This is a genomic window from Vogesella oryzae, assembly GCF_902829295.1.
In the GTDB taxonomy this organism is placed as follows: domain Bacteria; phylum Pseudomonadota; class Gammaproteobacteria; order Burkholderiales; family Chromobacteriaceae; genus Vogesella; species Vogesella oryzae.
The window spans coordinates 1-19,129 of record NZ_CADEPL010000056.1 but is presented as its reverse complement, the minus strand read 5'-3'; the positions used below and the strand labels follow the sequence as shown (position 1 = coordinate 19,129).

The 19,129-nt window shown below is 63.3% G+C and carries 16 protein-coding genes; 1 reads left to right on the top strand and 15 read right to left on the bottom strand.

Annotated features, from left to right (window positions below; translation table 11 throughout):
• Positions 1 to 47: 47 nt before the first annotated feature.
• Positions 48 to 893 carry a PhzF family phenazine biosynthesis protein gene (locus HU218_RS15865; RefSeq protein WP_174875917.1) on the bottom strand — a complete coding sequence of 282 codons (846 nt, stop codon included), beginning with the start codon at positions 891 to 893 and terminating at the stop codon, positions 48 to 50.
• Positions 894 to 1,199: 306 nt separating this feature from the next.
• On the opposite strand from HU218_RS15865, the gene sstT reads away from it, so the two are divergent.
• On the top strand, positions 1,200 to 2,450 hold the full coding sequence (gene sstT, locus HU218_RS15860) for a serine/threonine transporter SstT (RefSeq protein WP_174875916.1): 1,251 nt from the start codon (positions 1,200 to 1,202) through the stop codon (positions 2,448 to 2,450).
• A 63-nt stretch (positions 2,451 to 2,513) separates the two neighbouring features.
• On the opposite strand, the gene HU218_RS15855 is transcribed toward sstT, so the two are convergent.
• The 14 genes from HU218_RS15855 to HU218_RS16980 form a co-directional block, all read right to left on the bottom strand.
• Positions 2,514 to 3,149 carry a LysE family translocator gene (locus tag HU218_RS15855; RefSeq protein WP_174875915.1) on the bottom strand — a complete coding sequence of 212 codons (636 nt, stop codon included), beginning with the start codon at positions 3,147 to 3,149 and terminating at the stop codon, positions 2,514 to 2,516.
• A gap of 214 nt (positions 3,150 to 3,363) precedes the next feature.
• The gene (locus HU218_RS15850) at positions 3,364 to 3,750 is read right to left on the bottom strand and encodes a RidA family protein (protein WP_174875914.1); all 387 of its coding nucleotides are present in this window, start codon (positions 3,748 to 3,750) and stop codon (positions 3,364 to 3,366) included.
• A 2-nt stretch (positions 3,751 to 3,752) separates the two neighbouring features.
• Positions 3,753 to 5,000 (bottom strand): radical SAM family heme chaperone HemW, encoded by a 1,248-nt coding sequence (hemW, locus tag HU218_RS15845; protein ID WP_174875913.1) that lies wholly within the window; start codon positions 4,998 to 5,000, stop codon positions 3,753 to 3,755.
• Positions 4,997 to 5,593 carry an RdgB/HAM1 family non-canonical purine NTP pyrophosphatase gene (gene rdgB / locus HU218_RS15840; protein WP_174875912.1) on the bottom strand — a complete coding sequence of 199 codons (597 nt, stop codon included), beginning with the start codon at positions 5,591 to 5,593 and terminating at the stop codon, positions 4,997 to 4,999. Before rdgB ends, hemW begins: the two co-directional genes overlap by 4 nt.
• Before the next feature lie 90 nt (positions 5,594 to 5,683).
• A complete protein-coding gene (gene dusA / locus HU218_RS15835) occupies positions 5,684 to 6,628 on the bottom strand; it encodes a tRNA dihydrouridine(20/20a) synthase DusA (RefSeq protein WP_246211328.1) in 945 nt (314 codons plus the stop codon).
• Between the two features lie 202 nt (positions 6,629 to 6,830).
• Complete coding sequence (tssA, locus tag HU218_RS15830; RefSeq protein WP_174875910.1) at positions 6,831 to 7,910, bottom strand: type VI secretion system protein TssA; 1,080 nt, start codon at positions 7,908 to 7,910, stop codon at positions 6,831 to 6,833.
• Between the two features lie 24 nt (positions 7,911 to 7,934).
• On the bottom strand, positions 7,935 to 8,198 hold the full coding sequence (locus HU218_RS15825; RefSeq protein ID WP_174875909.1) for a PAAR domain-containing protein: 264 nt from the start codon (positions 8,196 to 8,198) through the stop codon (positions 7,935 to 7,937).
• A 12-nt stretch (positions 8,199 to 8,210) separates the two neighbouring features.
• Positions 8,211 to 9,617: a hypothetical protein gene (locus HU218_RS15820; RefSeq protein ID WP_174875908.1), complete on the bottom strand. Its 1,407-nt coding sequence runs from the start codon at positions 9,615 to 9,617 to the stop codon at positions 8,211 to 8,213.
• Positions 9,618 to 9,629: 12 nt separating this feature from the next.
• Entirely contained in the window at positions 9,630 to 12,257 is a 2,628-nt protein-coding gene (tssH, locus tag HU218_RS15815) for a type VI secretion system ATPase TssH (RefSeq protein ID WP_174875907.1), read from the bottom strand.
• A gap of 39 nt (positions 12,258 to 12,296) precedes the next feature.
• The gene (gene tssG / locus HU218_RS15810) at positions 12,297 to 13,340 is read right to left on the bottom strand and encodes a type VI secretion system baseplate subunit TssG (protein ID WP_246211319.1); all 1,044 of its coding nucleotides are present in this window, start codon (positions 13,338 to 13,340) and stop codon (positions 12,297 to 12,299) included.
• 9 nt (positions 13,341 to 13,349) lie between these two features.
• On the bottom strand, positions 13,350 to 15,206 hold the full coding sequence (gene tssF / locus HU218_RS15805) for a type VI secretion system baseplate subunit TssF (protein ID WP_174875906.1): 1,857 nt from the start codon (positions 15,204 to 15,206) through the stop codon (positions 13,350 to 13,352).
• A 156-nt stretch (positions 15,207 to 15,362) separates the two neighbouring features.
• Positions 15,363 to 16,361 carry an SEL1-like repeat protein gene (locus HU218_RS15800; RefSeq protein WP_174875905.1) on the bottom strand — a complete coding sequence of 333 codons (999 nt, stop codon included), beginning with the start codon at positions 16,359 to 16,361 and terminating at the stop codon, positions 15,363 to 15,365.
• A gap of 77 nt (positions 16,362 to 16,438) precedes the next feature.
• Positions 16,439 to 18,430, bottom strand: a complete 1,992-nt coding sequence (locus tag HU218_RS15795) for a phospholipase D-like domain-containing protein (protein ID WP_174875904.1) — start codon at positions 18,428 to 18,430, stop codon at positions 16,439 to 16,441.
• 2 nt (positions 18,431 to 18,432) lie between these two features.
• Positions 18,433 to 19,129: DUF2345 domain-containing protein (locus HU218_RS16980; RefSeq protein ID WP_246211309.1), on the bottom strand; the 697-nt coding region annotated here is incomplete at its 5' end.

Here is a 19,129-nt window from a genome sequence, read left to right as displayed (position 1 = left end):
AAAATGGCGGCCAACATGGCCGCCTTGATAGTGGCAACAGCCCGCGGCTACGGCAAGCTGAACTGCCCCACGCCCAACTGCTGCACCTTGCCACCCACTTGCACGCCACCGGCCGCATCGACATCCAGATACAGCACGTTGGGACGCTGGATCACCGCGCCCTGCTCGATGCGCCACGACAGCGGCGCCAGCCCGTTGAGCGCACACCAGCCGCCGAGGTTGGCGCAGGCGCTGCCGGTGCCCGGATCCTCGATCACTGCGCCTTGCTGCTCGAAGAACAGCCGCACGGTGGCCACGCCAGCAGCCTCATGCCACAGGTAGGCGATGCTGCGCCCGGGACGCAAGGTGGCATGACGCACAAACAATTCATGCTGCGGTTTGGCCGCCAGCACCGCCGCACGGCTGGCAGCGCGGATCAACAGCTGCTCGCTGCCGGCATTCACCCACACCGGCTCGGCGGCGATGTCTTCCGCGCCAATGCCCAGCATGGCGGCAGCCTCCGCGGCGGCAAGGTTGGCCGTACGCTGTGTGGCGGCCACCGCGGTGAGGCGGAACACACCATCCTGCAGGCGGATCGGAATCAAGCCGGCGCTGGTGCGCAGGGTGAAACGCTCATCCAGCCCATGCAGCGCGTGCAGCACCGCGGCGCTGCCAATGGTGGGATGGCCGGCAAACGGCAGCTCGTAACTGGGGGTGAAGATGCGCAGGCTGGCCACCGCCTCGGCGTCCCCCGGCAGCAGGAACACCGTCTCCGACAGATTGAACTGGCGCGCGATCAGCTGCATATCCTCGTCGCCCAGGCCACAGGCATCGGTAAATACCGCCAGCGGGTTGCCGCCGAAACGGCTCTCGGCAAACACGTTGACGATGCGGTAATCAAAGCTGGCTGTCATGCCTCACTCCTTGTGCTGGACTGCAATCGATACTGTCATTAAGCCATGCCATCCGCGGTGCAATAAAGCAGCGCCATGCAAACAGATTGTTTTTATGGCGCCAACAATGGTGACAGTTACGCAAGATTGGATACTGGATTCTGTCACCATAAAAACTTTGTTACACTGCGCGCCGGATGGAGTCGATTGGCCATACCCCGTTGATTGTTCTGCTGTTTCCGGACTGTCACCAGGTTGGCCGCCAACCGTCCTGTCATGCGCCGGGCGCAGGCATCAAACCAATAACGACAGTAACGTGGAACCGATATGCAGCAGAACCCAACCCTTCTCAGCAAAATCATGAACGGCAGCATCGTGCTGCAGATCATGATCGGCATGCTGGCCGGTATCGCTCTGGCCAGCTTCTCCCCCGACACCGCCAAGTCGCTAACCTTTCTGGGCAGCCTGTTCGTCAAAGGGCTGAAGGCCGTGGCGCCGGTACTGGTGTTCGTGCTGGTTGCCAGCGCCATCGCCAACAAGAAAAAGGGCGTGCAGACCAATATGCGCCCGGTGCTGACCCTGTACCTGCTGGGCACCTTCCTGGCCGCCGTCACCGGCGTGCTGGCCAGCTTTGCCTTCCCGACCCGGCTGACCCTGGTCGCCGCCGCCACCGGCACCACCCCGCCGGCCGGCATTGGCCAGGTGCTGAACAACCTGGTATTCCAGATCGTGGACAACCCGATCAATGCCATTGCCACAGGCAACTACATCGGCATCCTGACCTGGGCCGTAGCGCTGGGCATGGCGCTGCATCACGCCAGCGACAGCACCAAACTGCTGCTGAACGAGCTGGCCGACGGCGTATCGCGCATTGTCAGCGTGATCATCCGTTTCGCGCCGGTGGGCGTGTTCGGTCTGGTGGCCGAATCGGTGGCCACCACCGGCCTGTCCTCGCTGCTGGGTTACAGCCAGCTGCTGCTGGTACTGGTAGGCGCCATGCTGGTTATCGCGCTGGTGGTGAACCCGCTGATCGTCGGCCTGACCATCCGCCGCAACCCGTACCCGTTAGTGCTGACCTGCCTGCGTGAAAGCGGTGTCACCGCCTTCTTCACCCGCAGCTCGGCGGCCAACATCCCGGTGAACATGAACCTGTGCAAGAAGCTGGGGCTGAACGAGGATACCTACGCGGTGTCGATCCCGCTGGGCGCCACCATCAATATGGCCGGTGCCGCCATCACCATCTCGGTGCTGAGCCTGGCCGCGGTACACACCCTGGGCATCCACGTGGACATGCCGACCGCGCTGCTGCTGTCGGTGCTGTCCGCCGTCGCCGCCTGCGGTGCCTCCGGCGTAGCCGGTGGTTCGCTGCTGCTGATCCCGATGGCCTGCAGCCTGTTCGGCATCAGCAACGACGTGGCGATGCAGGTCGTTGCTGTCGGCTTCATCATCGGCGTGGTGCAGGATTCCGCCGAAACCGCGCTCAACAGCTCCACCGACGTGCTGTTCACCGCCGCTGCCTGCATCGCCGCCGGCGATGTCAGCGAAGAAGTTCCGCAGCTGGCGAGCAACGAAATCTGATCGCCCGCCGCCGGCACGAAAAAAGCACCCCATGCGGGGTGCTTTTTTTATCGGTGCTACCGGCTACTGCGCCGTTGGCCGCTGCAACAGCAGCAAGCGCAGCGCCAGGCCCAGCAACACCAGCGCCAGCGCCCGCCCCTGCCAGCGGGCAAATTGCGGCGCCCGCGCCAGCTGACGGCCGATCACTCCGCTGCCATGCGCCAGCACAAAGTTGAACCCCAGCCCGACCAGCGCCAGCAACGCCCCCAGCAGCAGCACCTGCTGCGCCACCGCACCGCGCGCGGTATCGACAAACTGCGGCAGAAACACCATGAAGAACAGCAGCGCCTTGGGGTTGAGCAGGCTATTGAGCATCGCCATGCGCACAATCTGGCGATGGCTGCGCTGCGGTGCCTGCGCCAGTGCAGCCATGCCACCGCTGCGCCACGCCTGCCACGCCATCCAGCCCAGATACAGCGCCCCGCCAAGGCGCAACAGATCGAACATCGGCGGCCAGGCGGCCAACATGGCGGTGATGCCGCTGGCGGTGAGCACGGTCAGCACCAGGTCGGCCAGCGCAATGCCCAGCGCTACCGCGTAACCGCCACGCGGCCCCATCACGGTGCTGTGCGACAGCAGGAAGGCCATGTTCGGCCCCGGCGACAGGAACAGCAGCAGCACGGTCATCAGGAACAGCAGCAGCGTGGATTCGGCAATCATGGCGGGCTCCCAGGTAATGCCGGCCAGTGTAACCGCCTGCCGGCAGCGAGCCGAGCCGGCCACGGGAACAGTCTGTTTTGCCAAACCGCGCAGAGGCACAGCGTTGGCCGCACGCGCCAGCCGCGGCACGAAAAACCCTGCTGCCCGCTGCAGCCGTCGCCACAAAGAAAAAGCGGCCCGCAGGCCGCTTTTCACTACCAGGCTGATCGCGTGATCAGTTGCCCAGCACCATTACCGCGTCGGCTTCCACCTGCACGCCCTTCGGCAGGCTGGCCACGCCGATGGCGGCGCGGGCCGGGAACGGCTGGCTCATGTACTGGCTCATCACTTCGTTGAAAGTGGCGAAGTTGGACAGGTCGGTCAGGAAGGCATTCAGCTTCACGATCTGGTCCAGGCTGCCACCGGCGGCCTCACACACGGCTTTCAGGTTCTTGAACACCTGATGCGCCTCGGCAGCAAAACCGCCTTCCACCACGGTCATGGTCACCGGGTCGAGCGGGATCTGGCCGGACAGGTATACGGTATCGCCGGCTTTGACTGCCTGGGAGTAAGCGCCGATTGCTGCCGGGGCCTTGTCGGTGTGGATGATCTCTTTAGCCATTTTCAGTTTTCTCCGTCTTCGTGCAGGAACAGGTTTAACAGGTCATTCAGGAAGCGCTGGCCCTTCAAAGTTGGCCGCGGGTGGGTGAGATCATGTTCGATCAGCCCTTCCGCCCGCGCTTGCTGCAATTGCGATTGGATACAGGATACCGGCAAACCGGTGCGCTCGCTGAACAGTCGCAGCTCGAAACCGCCAGTAAGGCGCAGCAAGTTCATCATGAATTCGAACGGCAGGTCCTTGCGGCCAACCTTGTGGCTGCTCTGCACCGGCTTGCCCTCGGCAATCGCCTGCAGATAGGCCGCCGGCTGCTTGTAGCGCATCTCGCGCACGATACCTGCGTGCGAGCTGATCTTGCCATGCGCGCCGGCACCGATGCCGACGTAGTCGCCAAACTGCCAGTAGTTGACGTTGTGGCGGGCGAAGCGCCCCGGCTGCGCAAAGGCGGAAGTCTCGTAATGCACGAAACCGGCGCCTTCCAGCCGCGCCTCGATCGCCTCCTGCATGTCGGCGGACAGCTCGTCGTCCGGCAGGTTCTGCGGCAGCTGCACCGCGAACAGCGTGTTCGGCTCGATGGTGAGGTGGTAGGCGGAAATGTGGCTGACGCCATACGACAGCGCGGTGTCGATATCCGCCAGCGCCTCGGCCAGCGTCTGCTGCGGCAGCGCGTACATCAGGTCGAGGTTGACGTTATCGAAGCAGCTCAGCGCAGTTTCCACCGCGCGGCGCGCCTCGGCGTCGTCGTGGATACGGCCCAGCGCCTGCAGGTGGCGCGGGTTGAAGCTCTGGATCCCGATGGACAGCCGGTTGATGCCGGCATCGCGGTAACCGTGGAAGCGCTCGCGCTCGAAAGTGCCCGGATTGGCCTCCATGGTGATCTCGGCATCCGGCTGCAGCCGCACGCGGGCGCGGATACCGGCCAGCAGCGCGTCCATCGCCTGCGGACTGAACAGGCTGGGGGTACCGCCGCCCATGAAGATGGTGCTAATGCTGCGGCCCCAGATCGACGGCAGGCTGTATTCGAAGTCGCGCAGCAGCGCCTCGACATAGGCCATCTCGTCGAAGCCCTCGCCCACCCGGCTGCGGCCAGTGTTGGCCGCATTGGCAATCGGGATGCTGCCGGCACGGAATTCATGCGAGTTGAAGTCGCAGTACGGGCACTTCTTCACGCACCACGGGAAATGGATGTACAGCGACAGCGGCGGCAGTTCTCTCAGCCCGCCCTTCAACGCCGACAGGTCGATCACGCTCATGCCAGCTGCGCCTGCAGCTTGGCCAGCAACGCCTGCATTGCCTGGCCGCGGTGGCTGATGCCGTTCTTCACGCCGGCCGGCAGATCGGCCACGGTGCAGCCATGCGCCGGCAGCCAGAAGTGCGGGTCGTAGCCGAAGCCGCCGTTGCCGGATGCAGTGTCCACCACCTCGCCATACCAGGCGCCGTCCGCCACCAGCGGCTGCGGGTCGTCGGCATGGCGCAGCAGCACCAGCACGCAATAGTAGTAGGCGCGGCGGTTGCCCTGGCCTTGCAGATCGGCGATCAGCTGCGCGTTGTTGCGCGCGTCCGATTTCGGCTCGCCGGCATAGCGTGCCGACAGCACACCGGGCTTACCGCCCAGCGCTTCCACGCAGATGCCGGAATCGTCGGCCAGCGCCGGCAGGCCGGTGACGCGACAGGCGTGGCGCGCCTTCTCCAGCGCATTCTCCAGGAAGGTGCCGTGCGGCTCCGGGCACTCCGGCACATTCAGCTGTCCCTGCGGGATCACTTCTACGCCCAGCGGCGCCAGCAGCGCCGAGAATTCCTTCAACTTGCCGGCGTTATTGCTGGCCAGCACTAGTTTTTCAATCATGCTTGCTCCAAGCCCGCCGGTAGCCTTACGGCCCCGGCAGTGAAAACGCCCGGACTGGCCGGGCGGGAAAGGCGCCATGTTACCAAATCATCAGACCGGCTGGCCCTGGGTGGCCAGCATGGCTTCGATAAACAGACGCTCGTCCGCATCCTTCAGCGCCTTGGCATCGGACAGCAGGCGCCGCCACTGGCGGCCACCCGGCTCGCCGTGGAACAGCCCCAGCACATGGCGTGCGATGTGACGCACGCTGCTGCCATCCTGCAAGCGCTCGGCCACATAGGGCAGCAGCGCCTCCACCACCTTGCCGCGCGAACGCACCGGGCTGGCGTCGCCGTAGAAGTCGGCATCCCAGCTCGCCATCAGGTAGGGGTTGTGATACGCCTCGCGGCCAACCATCACGCCATCCACATGCTGCAGGTGGCCGGCAATCTCGGCATTGGTCTTGATGCCGCCGTTGATGATGATTTCCAGCTCCGGACGCTCCTGCTTCAGCCGGTAGACGTAGTCGTACTTCAGCGGCGGAATCTCGCGGTTCTCCTTCGGGCTCAGGCCCTTCAGGATGGCGTTGCGCGCATGCACGATGAAGGTACGGCAGCCGGCCTCGGCCACGGTATCCACAAACTCGCGCATGTAGTCGTAGCTGTCGATCTGGTCGATACCGATGCGATGCTTCACCGTCACGTCGATATCCACCACGTCGCGCATCGCCTTCACGCAATCGGCTACCAGTTGCGGCTCGGCCATCAGGCAGGCACCGAACGCGCCCTTCTGCACCCGCTCCGACGGACAGCCCACGTTCAGATTCACCTCGTCATAGCCCCACTGCTGCGCCAGTCGCGCGCACTGCGCCAGCTCGGCCGGCTCGCTGCCACCCAGCTGCAGCGCAATCGGATGCTCCGCTTCGTGGTAGCGCAGGTGGCGGCCAACATCGCCATGCAGCAGCGCACCGGTGGTCACCATCTCGGTGTACAGCCAGGTGTGCTTGGTGATCAGGCGCGCGAAGTAGCGGTAGTGGCGGTCGGTCCAGTCCAGCATCGGAGCTACGGACAGGCGGCGCGGGGGCAAGGCGGTGGGTGCTACGGTCATCGAAACAGGTGGCAATCTGCGCTAAGCATTTGAAAAGAGGCTGGATTATCCCCAGCCCCCTGCCTTGGGTCAACACTCCTGCGGCAAATGGCAGGTGTACCGCCCGGCCCCGGGAGGGCTCCGCCACGCCTGCCTGCGGCCAACTACCGACTCAGTTGTCGCGCACGTCCAGCAGTTCCTGCAGTTGCCGCAGGGTGGAGTCATCCTTTACCACATGCTGCAGCCATTCTTCCAGGCTCATCTCTGCCCAGCGTGCGGCCCGTTCCGCCAGCAGCGACACCGGGCTATGCGGCTCGTTACGACGAAAATAGCGCGCTACCTCGGTCAGCATCTGCACAGCCTGCTGGCGGTTGGCGATCGGGCCACCGAAATCGGCAACCGGCGCGGCCAACGCAGCGGGCGTAACGGTAATCGGCTGGCTCACGACTTTCTCCTCGATAACGGTGCGGGGGGGGACTGCCGGACTCGCAGTGGCCGGAGCCAGCTGCTGGCGATAGCGCAGCACCAGATCCTGGCAGGCATACAACGCATTGCGCAGCTCGGCCAAACTAGGCGCTTGCGCGCCAAACCGCAGGTCGATGCTGGCATCCAGCGCCTCGTAACTTGCCAATACCGCCACCAGTTGCTCCATGCACTGCTGGAACCATGCGGCCCCCGATTGCTGTGCTGCTTTGTCGAAAGTTTCGCCAGCCAGCTTGCCCTCGGCCAATGCCGCCTCGCGCGCTTCCGGATTCTTCAGCCCGAGGTTGTCGACCTCGCGCGACTGCTGCCACTGCTGCCAGCTGTAACCTCCGGATTCCGGCCGGGTCAGCGCGACCTCGCGTACCGCCACCCCAAGCTGCAGATTGAGCCACTCCAGCTTGCCAACCCGTTCGTCAAAGTCATGCGGATCCAGTTCCGGATAACCGCTCTCCCAATACTGCTGCAGCCAGCCATCCAGTGCGCCCAGGGCCAACTGCAAGCCCGCCAGCCCTTCCACCTTGGTCTTGGCTTCCGCATACCACACCAGCAGCTGCAGATCCTTGCTCTGCTCCGCCAGGGCCTGCTCGCACAGTTTCACTACCTTGGGCCAGTCGGCCTGCTTCAGTGTCTGCTCCCAGTCGCCCTGTGCCAGCGACGGGTCGTCGCTGCGGCGCGCTTCGCGGATCTGGTCGAACAGCGCCGAGTAGCTCATGTCCTCGCCCGCTGGCTGCGGCCCCGCGATCGGGGCCAGAAGTTGTTCCAGTGTCATGTTGTGTTCCCAATCTTGTCGCATTCAGCCTTTGCCCACTTCCGGCATGGTGGAAATCAGCGTGGCACCACAACTAACCTTGTGGCCTTCCAGCGCTACCGGCTTGCCACCTACCAGCCAGCTGCCATCACCTTCCACAATGCTGCAGTTGACATGGCCCTGCTGCGGGCAAGTCACCTTGTCGCCCAGCAACGCCACCTGTTTGCCAAACAGCGTCGTAGTCGAGGCGGCACTGACTACCTGACCGCCATGGCTGGTCGGATCGCCCAACCGTATCACTCGTTTCATCCCGTTCTCCCGTCAGGCCGGCCGTACCAGCCCCAATGCGGCATGATCATGTTGAAACTGCGCCAGCACGGCCGGTGCGGACAAGCGGGCACAGTGGCTGACCGCCAATGCCGCCAGCAGTGCTGGCGCGGCCGCGCCGACATCTCCCCATTCGCGCACCAGATTGCTGGCTTCTTCCACCAGATCGAGCCCGATCTGGTGGCGGGAAAGATTGCTGCCGATGGCCGCCATGCGCACACCGCCGACATCCACATCGCCACCGTTATGCACCAGCCAGGCCACACTGTCGGCCTGGTTGCGTGCCGGGTCCGCATCTTCGGCGCTGAAAGGGAAATCCAGCAGGCTGGCATTCACCAGCGCGTTGTCCAGCAACGGCTGCAACTGCCGGGTAAGCTGCAGCGTCCCCACCCGTCCCGGTACTCCCTGGGCGGATTGCGCCAGGCAGCCGAGCAGCGGCAAAGCTGCCAGCGCTTGCTGCGCGCCAGCCGGCACCCGCCCCCAACCGGCACTGGCACCGGCCGGGTCGCGCTCCCAGTACGGCTGATAGGGATCAGCCGCCAAGGCTTGCATATCGCCCTCTACCGCACTCAGCCCGTCACGCAGGAACAACATCAATACGACTGCGGCGCCGGGGCGCCCCTGCTCCCGCCATTGTTGCCGGGTCGTGGCGTCGGCCTCGTCATCCGGATCCCATGCCGCCCGCGGTGCATCCAGCGACAGCAGTACCGCCCCCGGCAGCTCCGGATCCTGCGCCAGGAACTGCTGCACGCGATCGGCTACCGTGCCACTCCCCGGCAGGAAGCGACAATCGCTGGCCGGAGGTGGCATATCGCCGTGCAGCTGTTGCCATGCCTGTTGCTGCCACTGCTTGATGCGGCCAACCTGTTCCACACCGCTGGTTCCGGGCAGCACTTCCAGCAGCAGCGGCAAGGCCGCGGCCCCCGGCAGTTCGGCGTACAGCGCTTCCAGACCGGCAGCGGCGCTCTGTTGCAGGCTATCGAGCACCTCGCCGGTTTCCAGGTCGTCGTTTGCCAGCAGCTCCCATGCGCACGCATCCGGCAGCTCTGCCAGCCAGGCCGGCTCGTCGCGCTGCGGCAGCGCCTGCACCCACAGCCAGCGGCAATGCACTACCTGTTGCCGCTGTTGCAATGCATGCAGATGCTGTGCGCGCGCTTCATCGCGCTGCGACTGCAAGATGGCAGCGTCGGCATCCGCCTGCGCCTTGGCGGCTGCCTGCTCCTGGCGCAGGCGGCGCTGTCGCCAGAAAAAGGCCAACGCCGTCAACAACAGCGGCGGCAGCAGGTGCAGCAGCAACATGGCAGTCGGGCTGACTTGTTGCCAGTTCACCGGGATGAGCAGCCACAACGCCGCCCACCACAGCAAGGTAGACAGGCCCAGCAGGGCCAGCAGTTTCAGCATGGTTCCCGCCTCTTAGCTCACACGTACCTTGAGCGCCTCGCCTTTCAGCGCCACGGCAATCTTCTTCACCGGTTTGCCGCTGGCCATGCGCGCCAGCAGATCGCTGGAGATTTGCGCCAGCAGAGTACGGGTGAGGATGGCATCGGCGTTGCGGGCACCGCTGTCCACGTCCAGACAGCGCGCGGCCATGGTCGCGGCCAACTCGTCCGGGAACTCCACTTGTGCGCCGTGATTGTCGGCAATGCGGCGACGGATACGCTCCAACTTCAGTTGCACGATGGCATGCAGTACGTCGTCGCTGATCGGGAAGTAAGGCACGATGTCCAGCCGGCCGAGGAAGGCAGGTTTGAACACCTGCTGCAAGGTTGGCCGCAGCACTTCCACCAGGTCTTCGGCGCCAGGAGCGCGGGTTTCGCCTTCCACCGTCACGCCGTGTTCGCAGGCGCGCATCACCAGCTCAGTGCCGGCGTTGGAGGTGAGCAGGATGATGGTGTTCTTGAAGTCCACCTCGCGGCCTTCGCTGTCTTCCAGCACGCCCTTGTCGAATACCTGGAAGAACAGCTCCAGCACGTCCGGGTGCGCTTTTTCCACTTCATCCAGCAACACCACCGAATAAGGCTTGCGCCGCACTGCCTCGGTGAGCACACCGCCCTCGCCATAGCCGACATAGCCCGGCGGCGAGCCTTTCAGCCCGGATACGCTGTGCGCCTCCTGGTATTCCGACATATTGATGGTGACCAGATTGCGCTCGCCGCCGTACAGCGCCTCGGCCAGCGCCAGCGCGGTTTCGGTCTTGCCCACGCCGGACGGCCCCACCAGCAGGAACACGCCCTTGGGCTTGCCCGGGTCTTCCAGCCCGGCCTTGGCGATCTGCACCCGCTCGGCAATCTGCCGCAGCGCGTGGTCCTGACCGATCACCCGCTCGCCCAGCAGGGTAGCCAGGCGCTGCACCTGCGCCAGTTCGTTGCTAACCATGCGGCCCAGCGGAATGCCGGTCCAGCCGGCTATCACGTCGGCGATCACGTTTTCATCCACGCACTCGAACGCCAGTGGCTGCGTCTGCTGCAGCTCGCGCAATGCCTTGCGTTTGCTCTGCAACGGGCTGGCCTTGCGGGTTTTGCCGCCTTTGCTCTCAGCTGGCTGCTGGCGAGCAGCATCGATCTCGGCGACCAGTTGCTGCTGCGTCTGCCAGGCGGCATGCAATTGCGCCAGATCATCCTGCAGCTGCTCGCGGCGGGCTTCCAGCTCGTCGATTCTCTCGCCATGACCTTCCTCGCGCTGCAATGCGGCAATCTCGCGCTCCACGTTGGCGATCAGCACGGCCACATCCTCGACCGGCCCCGGTTTGCCGGCACGAGACAGCGCCACGCGGGCGCAGGCGGTGTCGAGCACACTGATGGCTTTGTCCGGCAACTGACGGCCGGTGATGTAGCGGCTGGACAGGTGTACTGCCGCCGCTACCGCCTCTTCCAGAATCTCCACCTGGTGGTGCTCGGCCATGGCCTGCGCCAGGCCGCGCACCATCTGCACCGCGATCTCCGGTGCCGGCTCCTCCACCTTCACCACCTGGAAACGACGCGCCAGTGCGGCGTCTTTCTCGAAGTACTTCTTGTATTCCGCCCAGGTGGTAGCGGCGATGGTACGCAACTCGCCACGCGCCAGCGCCGGCTTCAACAGGTTGGCCGCATCGTTCTGCCCGGCGGCACCGCCGGCGCCGATCAGGGTATGCGCCTCGTCGATGAACAGGATGATGGGCACCGGACTGGCCTTGACCTCATCGATCACCTGGCGCAGGCGGTTCTCGAACTCGCCCTTGACGCTGGCGCCGGCCTGCAGCAGGCCCAGGTCCAGTGTGCGCAGCGCCACACCGGTCAGCACCGGCGGTACCTCGCCGTGCACGATCTTGCGCGCCAGCCCTTCCACCACCGCGGTCTTGCCCACGCCAGGCTCGCCGGTGAGGATGGGATTGTTCTGCCGGCGGCGCATCAGGATGTCGATCATCTGGCGGATTTCTACCTCGCGCCCCAGCACCGGGTCGATCTTGCCGGCTCGGGCCTGGGCAGTAAGATCGATGGTGTACTTGTCCAGCGCAGCCCCGCCCCGTACCTTGGCGGCCGTGACTGGTGCCGCCGCCGGATCCGCGCCAGCCGGCCCGCCTTCGGCCGACTCGCCGCCATGCTGGCGTAACGCGGCATAGGCCGGCAGCAGCCGGCCGGCATCCAGCTGCAACAGCGTCGGGCAGCCGCTTTGCACGGCCGGGCGCAAACTCTCGTCACGCAGCAACGCCAGCAGCAGGTCGAGGGTAGAGACGCTGTCCTGTCCGAATTCCGCGCTGGCCAGCAACCAGGCTTTCTCCAGCCATTTTGGCAACCACGCCGACAGCACCGGGTTACGGCTGTTGCCGCTGCGGAAACCATCCAGTGCCCGCTCCAGCGCCTGTTGCAAAACGGGAATATCCACGCCACCGGCCTGCAGTGCGGCAATGGCGGCATTATCGTTCTCGTCCAGCAAGGTCAGCAGCACATGCTCGATCTCGATTTCGAAGTGTGTCCGCGCCAAGGCACGACTGGCCGCCTGTTCCACGCACCGGCGAGCAGCAGGTGTAAGGCGTTCGATCAGGGATTTCAAAGGTACCGACATAGCAAGTCCATCCAGTAAGGAAAATTGAAACGCCGCCTGCTAGTGCAGCAGCGCGTAACGCACATCGTCCGGGTCACGCTGTTGTGGCCCCAGCCAGCTGCTGGCACCGAGTCGTAATGGTTGTTCAGAGTCAAGCCGTGCCGGAGGCACGTCGCGCTTGTCCAGCTCCAGACACACGTCCACCGCCAGCTGATGTCCCACCGCGTACTGCAGCAGTGATTGCAAGGCCACGGCTCCTGCCCCTCCCTGTAGCAATGCCTCGAACTGCGCACGCCGCAACCCGCACAGCCGCAATTGCAAGCGGGTCTGGCGGTCCCATTGCCGCTCGCCACAGAACAGCGACAAGCCCAGCTCACCGTTGCGTAAACCCAGCTGGCTCTGCTCTTCCGGCGGAACCGACAACCACTGCCCGGCAAACTGCTGAAGCTGCGCGCGCACGCCGAACAGGCCGGACACCAGCGTTTGCAAGGTCTGCGCCGACAGCGGCTTCTGGCTCAGCAGGCCGGAAAAATAGATAAACAGGCGCTCGTCCAGTACCCCCTGTTCTGCCGTCTGGCTACGCAAGCGCCCGAGCCCGAGGCCGGCCAGATCCAGCAAGTTGCGACGGAAACCGTCGCCCTCGCCGGCCTCCTCCGCCAGCCAGAAGCGGTACTTGCGCCATGCCTGGTAGAACAGCGACACCGCACGGTGACTGAACAAATCCAGAAAGGAATGCAATGTGTCATCGCGATACTGCTGCCGTCGCTCCAGCAGCAGCTCGGTATAGGAAGTGGGCAACGCCCCGCTGGGACCGGTCAGCCCCATGAAGCTGACAGTCATCTCGGCAGACGACTCCCCATCGGCCTCATGTGACCGGTAATTCACCAGCTCGCTGGCCGGGAAAGCCAGACTGGCCAGCGTCCGGAAACGCAACCGCACAGGCAGGCTGCGACGCGTGCGGCGCGTGCCTTCGCACAACCCGAGAATGCGCACTGCCTGGAAGAAGCCGAACTGGCTGGCATCTTTTGCCAGCGCTTGCCGCAGATCGCGTGGTTGACGACCTGGCACAGGCAAACCGGAGACCGGCAACATCGGAACAGACATGACGGCTCCTCAGATCACCAGTGCTTCACCGGCGCGGGCCGGCCAGCTGGCCACCACAGCGTCGTGCTGTACGGTATGCACCCGCAGCCGGGTAAAGCTGTTCGGCGCGCAGTACAGCGCAAAGAAACGCTCCAGCACCGAGGCAAACAGGTAGACGCTGCCGCCGACGTAGTAGTCGGCGTCCAGCGTCAGCGTGATCTCGGTGCCGCGCACGAAGCCGGCGAAGTGGCGGCCACTGACGCGCTGCACCGCCGGCTGGCTGCTGATGCCGACAATGCCCTGGATCTGCCGCACGTTGGCCGCTGCTTCGCCCAGGTTGTACAGCGTGAGCATTTCCTGCAGCGCCTCGCGCCCGGCATCGACAATGGACATGTAGTTGAGCGACAGATGCGAGATCAACCGCCACTGCAATGCCCGTCCCAGCGGGCTGCGCTGGCTGGCGCCAGGCTTGCGCAACAGGCGTACACGCTTCACCACCGAGTGTCCCGGCAGCTGCAGATCGGTACGCTGGCTGGCCTGACTGCCGCCAAACGGAATCTGCTCCGGCAGATCGCGGTTGCTGCACAGCAGTTCCAGACTCAACACCTCGCCAGCCGGACGCACCGCGTCGAACTGCAGGTCCACCAGGTGCAACGCCATGTCTGTGCCGCGGTCGCCCTGGCGCACCGATGGCTCGCGCGTGGCATGCCAGTAGAAACGCGGCGTCTTGCCACTGCCGTGGCGCGTTGCGTAGAACGGCGGCACCTCTTCACTGCTGTCGCCTTCGCCGGATTTCTCCACCCGCACCACGCGGCGGATATTTACCACCTCGTAGGAAAGCTGTTTTCGCCCGTCGGCCAGCACCGGGTAACTGCTTTTCTGGTGCGTGACGCGGATCGGCTCGCCCGGCTGGGTAAACAGGTTGATCAGCGGCGTGCAACCCAGCTTGAAGTGCGCCGGCTGCAACTGGCTTTGCAAACGGTGATGACGCTCGCTATCCGGGTAGTCGCGCAGCTGGATGCGCAGCAGCAGCGTATCGCCCTGCAGCCGGGCCACCAACGGCGCCAGATTGAGCAGGTCGATAAACAGGAATTTGTCCGGATAGCTGAAGTATTCCGACAATAGCCGGTAGCCGAGGAAAGAGCGCTCGTCGTACTCCAGCATGCCCTCGTCGGCACCAAAGCCCACCGCCTGCAGGCTGTCTGCGGCCAACATGCGCGTGCGTACCGGGTCCTCGCTGCCATCTCCCACCTGCAGCCGCAGCACATTGGACAGCAGCATCTCGTACAGCAGGTGCATCAGCGCCGGTTCCCCGTCCAGGAAAAAGCGCAGCGATTGCAGATCGATGGCATTCAGCGCTACCCCACCCTGGGTCTGCAGCCGCAGCGTCAGCACCGCCGCCGCATCCGGCGCCAGGCTGCGCAGATAGGGCGAGCCGCTGGTCAGTTCCAGCTTGGCTTCCTGCAGTTGCAGCGGGTACAGATCCACCGGATACACGCTGCGGAACTTGCAACTTACCCCCTGGATGGCCGGCGCCAACACCTGCTGCCCGCGCTCGATGCGGTAGCGCTTGCCGATCTCCGGCCGCTGCGCATCGCACTCGAACTGCACCACGGTGGCCGCCGGCATCGGCTGCAGATAGTGCGGGTACATCACGTCCAGAAAGCTGGTGGCCACCTCCGGGTAGTCGTCATCCAGCTTCTTGTGCACCCGCGCCGTCAAAAAGGCGAACGCCTCGATCAGCCGCTCGGTATGCGGGTCTTCGCACTGGTCGCCTTCCAGCTGCAGCCGGCCGGCAATCTTGGGGTAACGCCGGGCGAACTCGCCCGACAGCTCGCGCAGATGGCCGAGCTCGCGTTCGTAATAAGGGAGGAGGGATTCGAGCATGTCAGGTATTCCGGATTACAGGATTACGCGTATGTGCATCGTGGCAGGTAAAGACAAGCTGCTGTTCCAGATGGTCGGGGATAGCCGTCGGCGGCGGGGAGGTTGCGGCCAAGGTTGGCCGCAACGGCAGTCGCAGGTGACATGAACAGCGAAAGCTCATCGCGGCGACGTCTTGGCGACAGGCATGCCGGTGGCCGGGTCCAGGCCCTTGGCCTTGGCCATCTCGGCAATGCGTGCTTCGCTGGGCAGTGGCGGCGGCACATTGCTTTCCCAGTCCTTCAGCCACTTAGTCTTGCCATCCCACGGCGGCAGTTTGGCCGGCGGCAAGGGCACGATGTCGTCGATGTCGTCTACCGTGGGGTTGAGATAGGAGTAGCGCTCCAGGATGTCGGACAGGATGTTGTAGCGACGGGAGCGCTCTTCGTCTTTTTCCTGGGCGAGATAATCCAGTTCATCGCTGGGTGGCGGGGCGAGAAATACCTTTCCTAGTTTGAAGGCTACAGTTTCATTGCCAGCCTTTACTGCCAACTGGAAGTACTTGAGAGCTTCGGAATAGTTTTTTGAATTCTTCATCCGAATGGCGTATTCAAATGCAGCTTCACTATGCCCCTGTTCAGCCGCACATTTTTTCATTTGCAGTCCGATATTGAATGGCACTGGGTAGTCAATGCTAAGGTTGAATAGCTGGTCGCCCACATAGTATTGTGCGTCCGGATTGCCCAGGTCGGCGGCATGGCGCAGGTATTGCAGGGCGGATGCCTCGCTTTCGACCACCCCATAGCCTTTGGTGAGCAGAGCCCCCATATCGTAGTAGCCCTGCGGGATGCCGCGCTGGATCAGGTCTTGCGCCAGTGCTACCGGCAGGCTGATGACATCGTCGGCATCGCTGTGGCCGCGAATCAGCAGCAGTGCCAGATTGTGGTTGGCCTTGTCGTGGCCCCAGGCGGCGGCAATACGGTACAGTCGCTCGATGTCCGGATACTGGGCCGGGTCGTCCTTGAGCAGGTTCCGTTTTTGCAGCCAGCGTGCATGCTTGAATAGCTGCTCGGCTTCCGGGTGCGGCTTGGGGATGCGTGCCTGTTCATGGCTGCAGCTGAAGGTAAGCTGCTGTTCCAGCTTGTTGGGAATGGCCGTCAGTGGCGATGAGTTGGACATGGGATGACTCCGGGTTTCGGCGGGTTTGCCGCAGGCCGCTAGCAAGGCAAGCAATAAAAGCAGGGCATGCCGCATATTCAGTCCTTGTTGGATTGGGTGGGGTCGAAACGTAGAAAGCCTCGTAGAGATGCTTGGGGAGCCTGTTTTCGTGGCTCGCGCCGTTTGTTTTCGTCGATAATCCATTCCCAAGACTTGAACGCCTCACTCACATCCTCCTGTGCTCCCTTGCCTCCGGTATGGATGTTCCACAAGTCCAGCCGTGCCTGGCGACTGATATGCGGGTTGCAGTGCGCAACATTCAGCTCGCTGTCCACTTCCATGCTACGGGTATTGATGTTGGCGCTGCCCAGCGTCATGTAGGTATCGTTGACCAGCAGCAGCTTGCTGTGCACGTATATCTCGGGCCAGGCAACCCCTGCCGGGGTGTCTGGGGGCACCAGGGTACAGATGTGCACCTTCAGACCGGGGCGTTCTTCCGGCACGATGGCCTCGGCGGCTTTCATTTTCTGGCCGAGCTTGTCTTCGCTCCTGGCGCCCAGCAGCTCCAGGTCTTTTTGCATCTTGTCTTTTTCCTGTTGCAGCCGGTCGCGCTGGCTGGCCAGCTGGTTATGCTTTTCAAGCAGTTCGCGGGTTCTCGGGTCCCGCAGCCAGGCGGGCGGGTATTTGCCACCCTTGAAGACAGCGGGGTTGGGCAGGGCACTTGCTACCTTGCCCAGGCTGGCATCGTACTGGCGTAGCCGGTTTTCAGCCTGGTTAATGGCGGTGGTCTGATCCTGGATACGGTTTTGCAGCTCGACACCGGGCATGACATCGGCCCGGCCAAGACTGCTGAGCATTTCCTGAGTCTTGACCGTTCCCGACCCCATGCCGCCATCACTGCTATTGGTTACCACGAACAGATAGAGTGATTGATGGCTGGCTGGGTCTCGCCCCCATTGGCATTGTTTGGCAGCCGCCTGCTTGATCCTGTCTGCCAGTGGCGGCCAGCGAAAATACTGGTTCTCGACATAGATGCATTGAGTGGCATTGCTTACCGCCTGCAGATAGGCCTTCTTGATGTCTTCCGCCCGGTACTGCGGCTGAGTACGCAGAATCTGTCCCTGGATTTTCTTGCCCAATGCTTCGCGTAGCGGATAGTGGGCAAAGCCGGTACTCGGCTTGTCCAGGCTTTCGCCGGTTTCTTTTTCCCAGGCTTGGGCGAAATTACGAAACAGGGCGCCACAAATCGGGCCTGTTACCCGACTGGAAAGATCTTCTCGTGGCAGCGTGCCGTTTCGTCCGGTATTCGCTGTTCTACGGTGGTAGCTGTGCGCACAGGTATCCCAATACTCGTCCAGCATGTTGTGCCCCATGACAAAGCCAACGTGCTCACTCGGGCTACCGTAATCCACCAGCACCATTTTCTGGTGATGGCTGGGGAAGGCCGACAGTACGGTTCGCATGGTGCCGGAGACCTTTTTGTCTTCGAATTCCTGATTGGCAAGATAGGCGCGGTCCGCGGCAGAAAATCCCCTTACCCGGAAAATCAGATTCTTGACCTGTTTGTCCCCAAGAACATTCTGCGCGGCTTTTGTCAGTGTTTGCGCCTTGCCGCGATCTCGGTCGTAGCGGCTAAACCAATGACTGTCGAACTTGTTCTGTTCCCTGCTGCTGGTGGCTGGCACATCCTTGTAACCGGTGGTGTAAGGGCCTGACCGGTTCGGCATGTTTGGCTCGTCCATTGAGAATCCAGTCAAGCTGGTCGCGTAATCATTGCCCACCACATAGCACAGCACCCGCACTTTCACGCCATCCGCGGCTTTCTGTTCCAGTAATTGGCCTATCGATGGCGATTTGCCATCACGAATGAAATACATCGATGGCTGAAAGCCCCAGCAAATGATGCAAACGGACTGTTTTGCTGCAGCGATGGCGTGGTGCACTTCCCCAAACGCGCGCTCGCCATTGATCAGGAAATCGAAAGTGCCGTTCAGCGGGGTGTATTCCGATTGCTGCACAAACCATGGCGGGGTGATGGTGCATTGCAGGCCCTGGTTGGCCGCAATCGGCGTTTTGATCTTGGTTCCCATGCTTATTCGCCCTTGTCTGCCGGTTTGAACAGCGCCAGAAAGTCTTCACGCGCCGATGCCTGGTGCTCGTCACGACCACCGTCTGGTGCAGGTCCGGCAATGTGCTTGTGAAAGCCGGCATTCGCCGCATCACCCTGCGCCGGGTTGTGGTAATCCACGGCAACCGGAATGTCGTACACCACGCCATTGGCCAGCTCCAACTTGTATTTCTGTACCGGTACGCGATGCTCCACCTGAATGTGCCCTTGTTCGTCTATCACGCCTTCGCCCTGCAAGGCGCCATCGGCATACAGCTTGTAGGGCATGCCGCCCCAACCGCTCTTCACGCCCAGTGGCGACTGGTCGACCTTGATGCTGAGCGGGAATGTCGGCGCATGCTGCGGAAAGGACGGATGGGCCGGAGTCATCTTCGCCGGCCCGCTCCAGTCGTGGCTGCCGCCCTTGAAGCTCACCTTGCCCGGCGCGTGCAGTTCGATCTTGCCGTCCTTGATGCAGATGTAGGCGCCGCCGCAGGTCAGTAGCACCTCTTTCTTGCCGTTGAACAGCTGGCTGGCGCTCAGGCTGCTGATGGCCACATCCTTATCCGCCGTCAGCTCCATCGCATCGCTCTGCGCCTGCAACTGCACCTTGCCCTTGGCGGCGATCAGTTTGAGGCTGACCTTGTCCTTCACCCCGGCCACGAACAGGCTGATGTGCTGG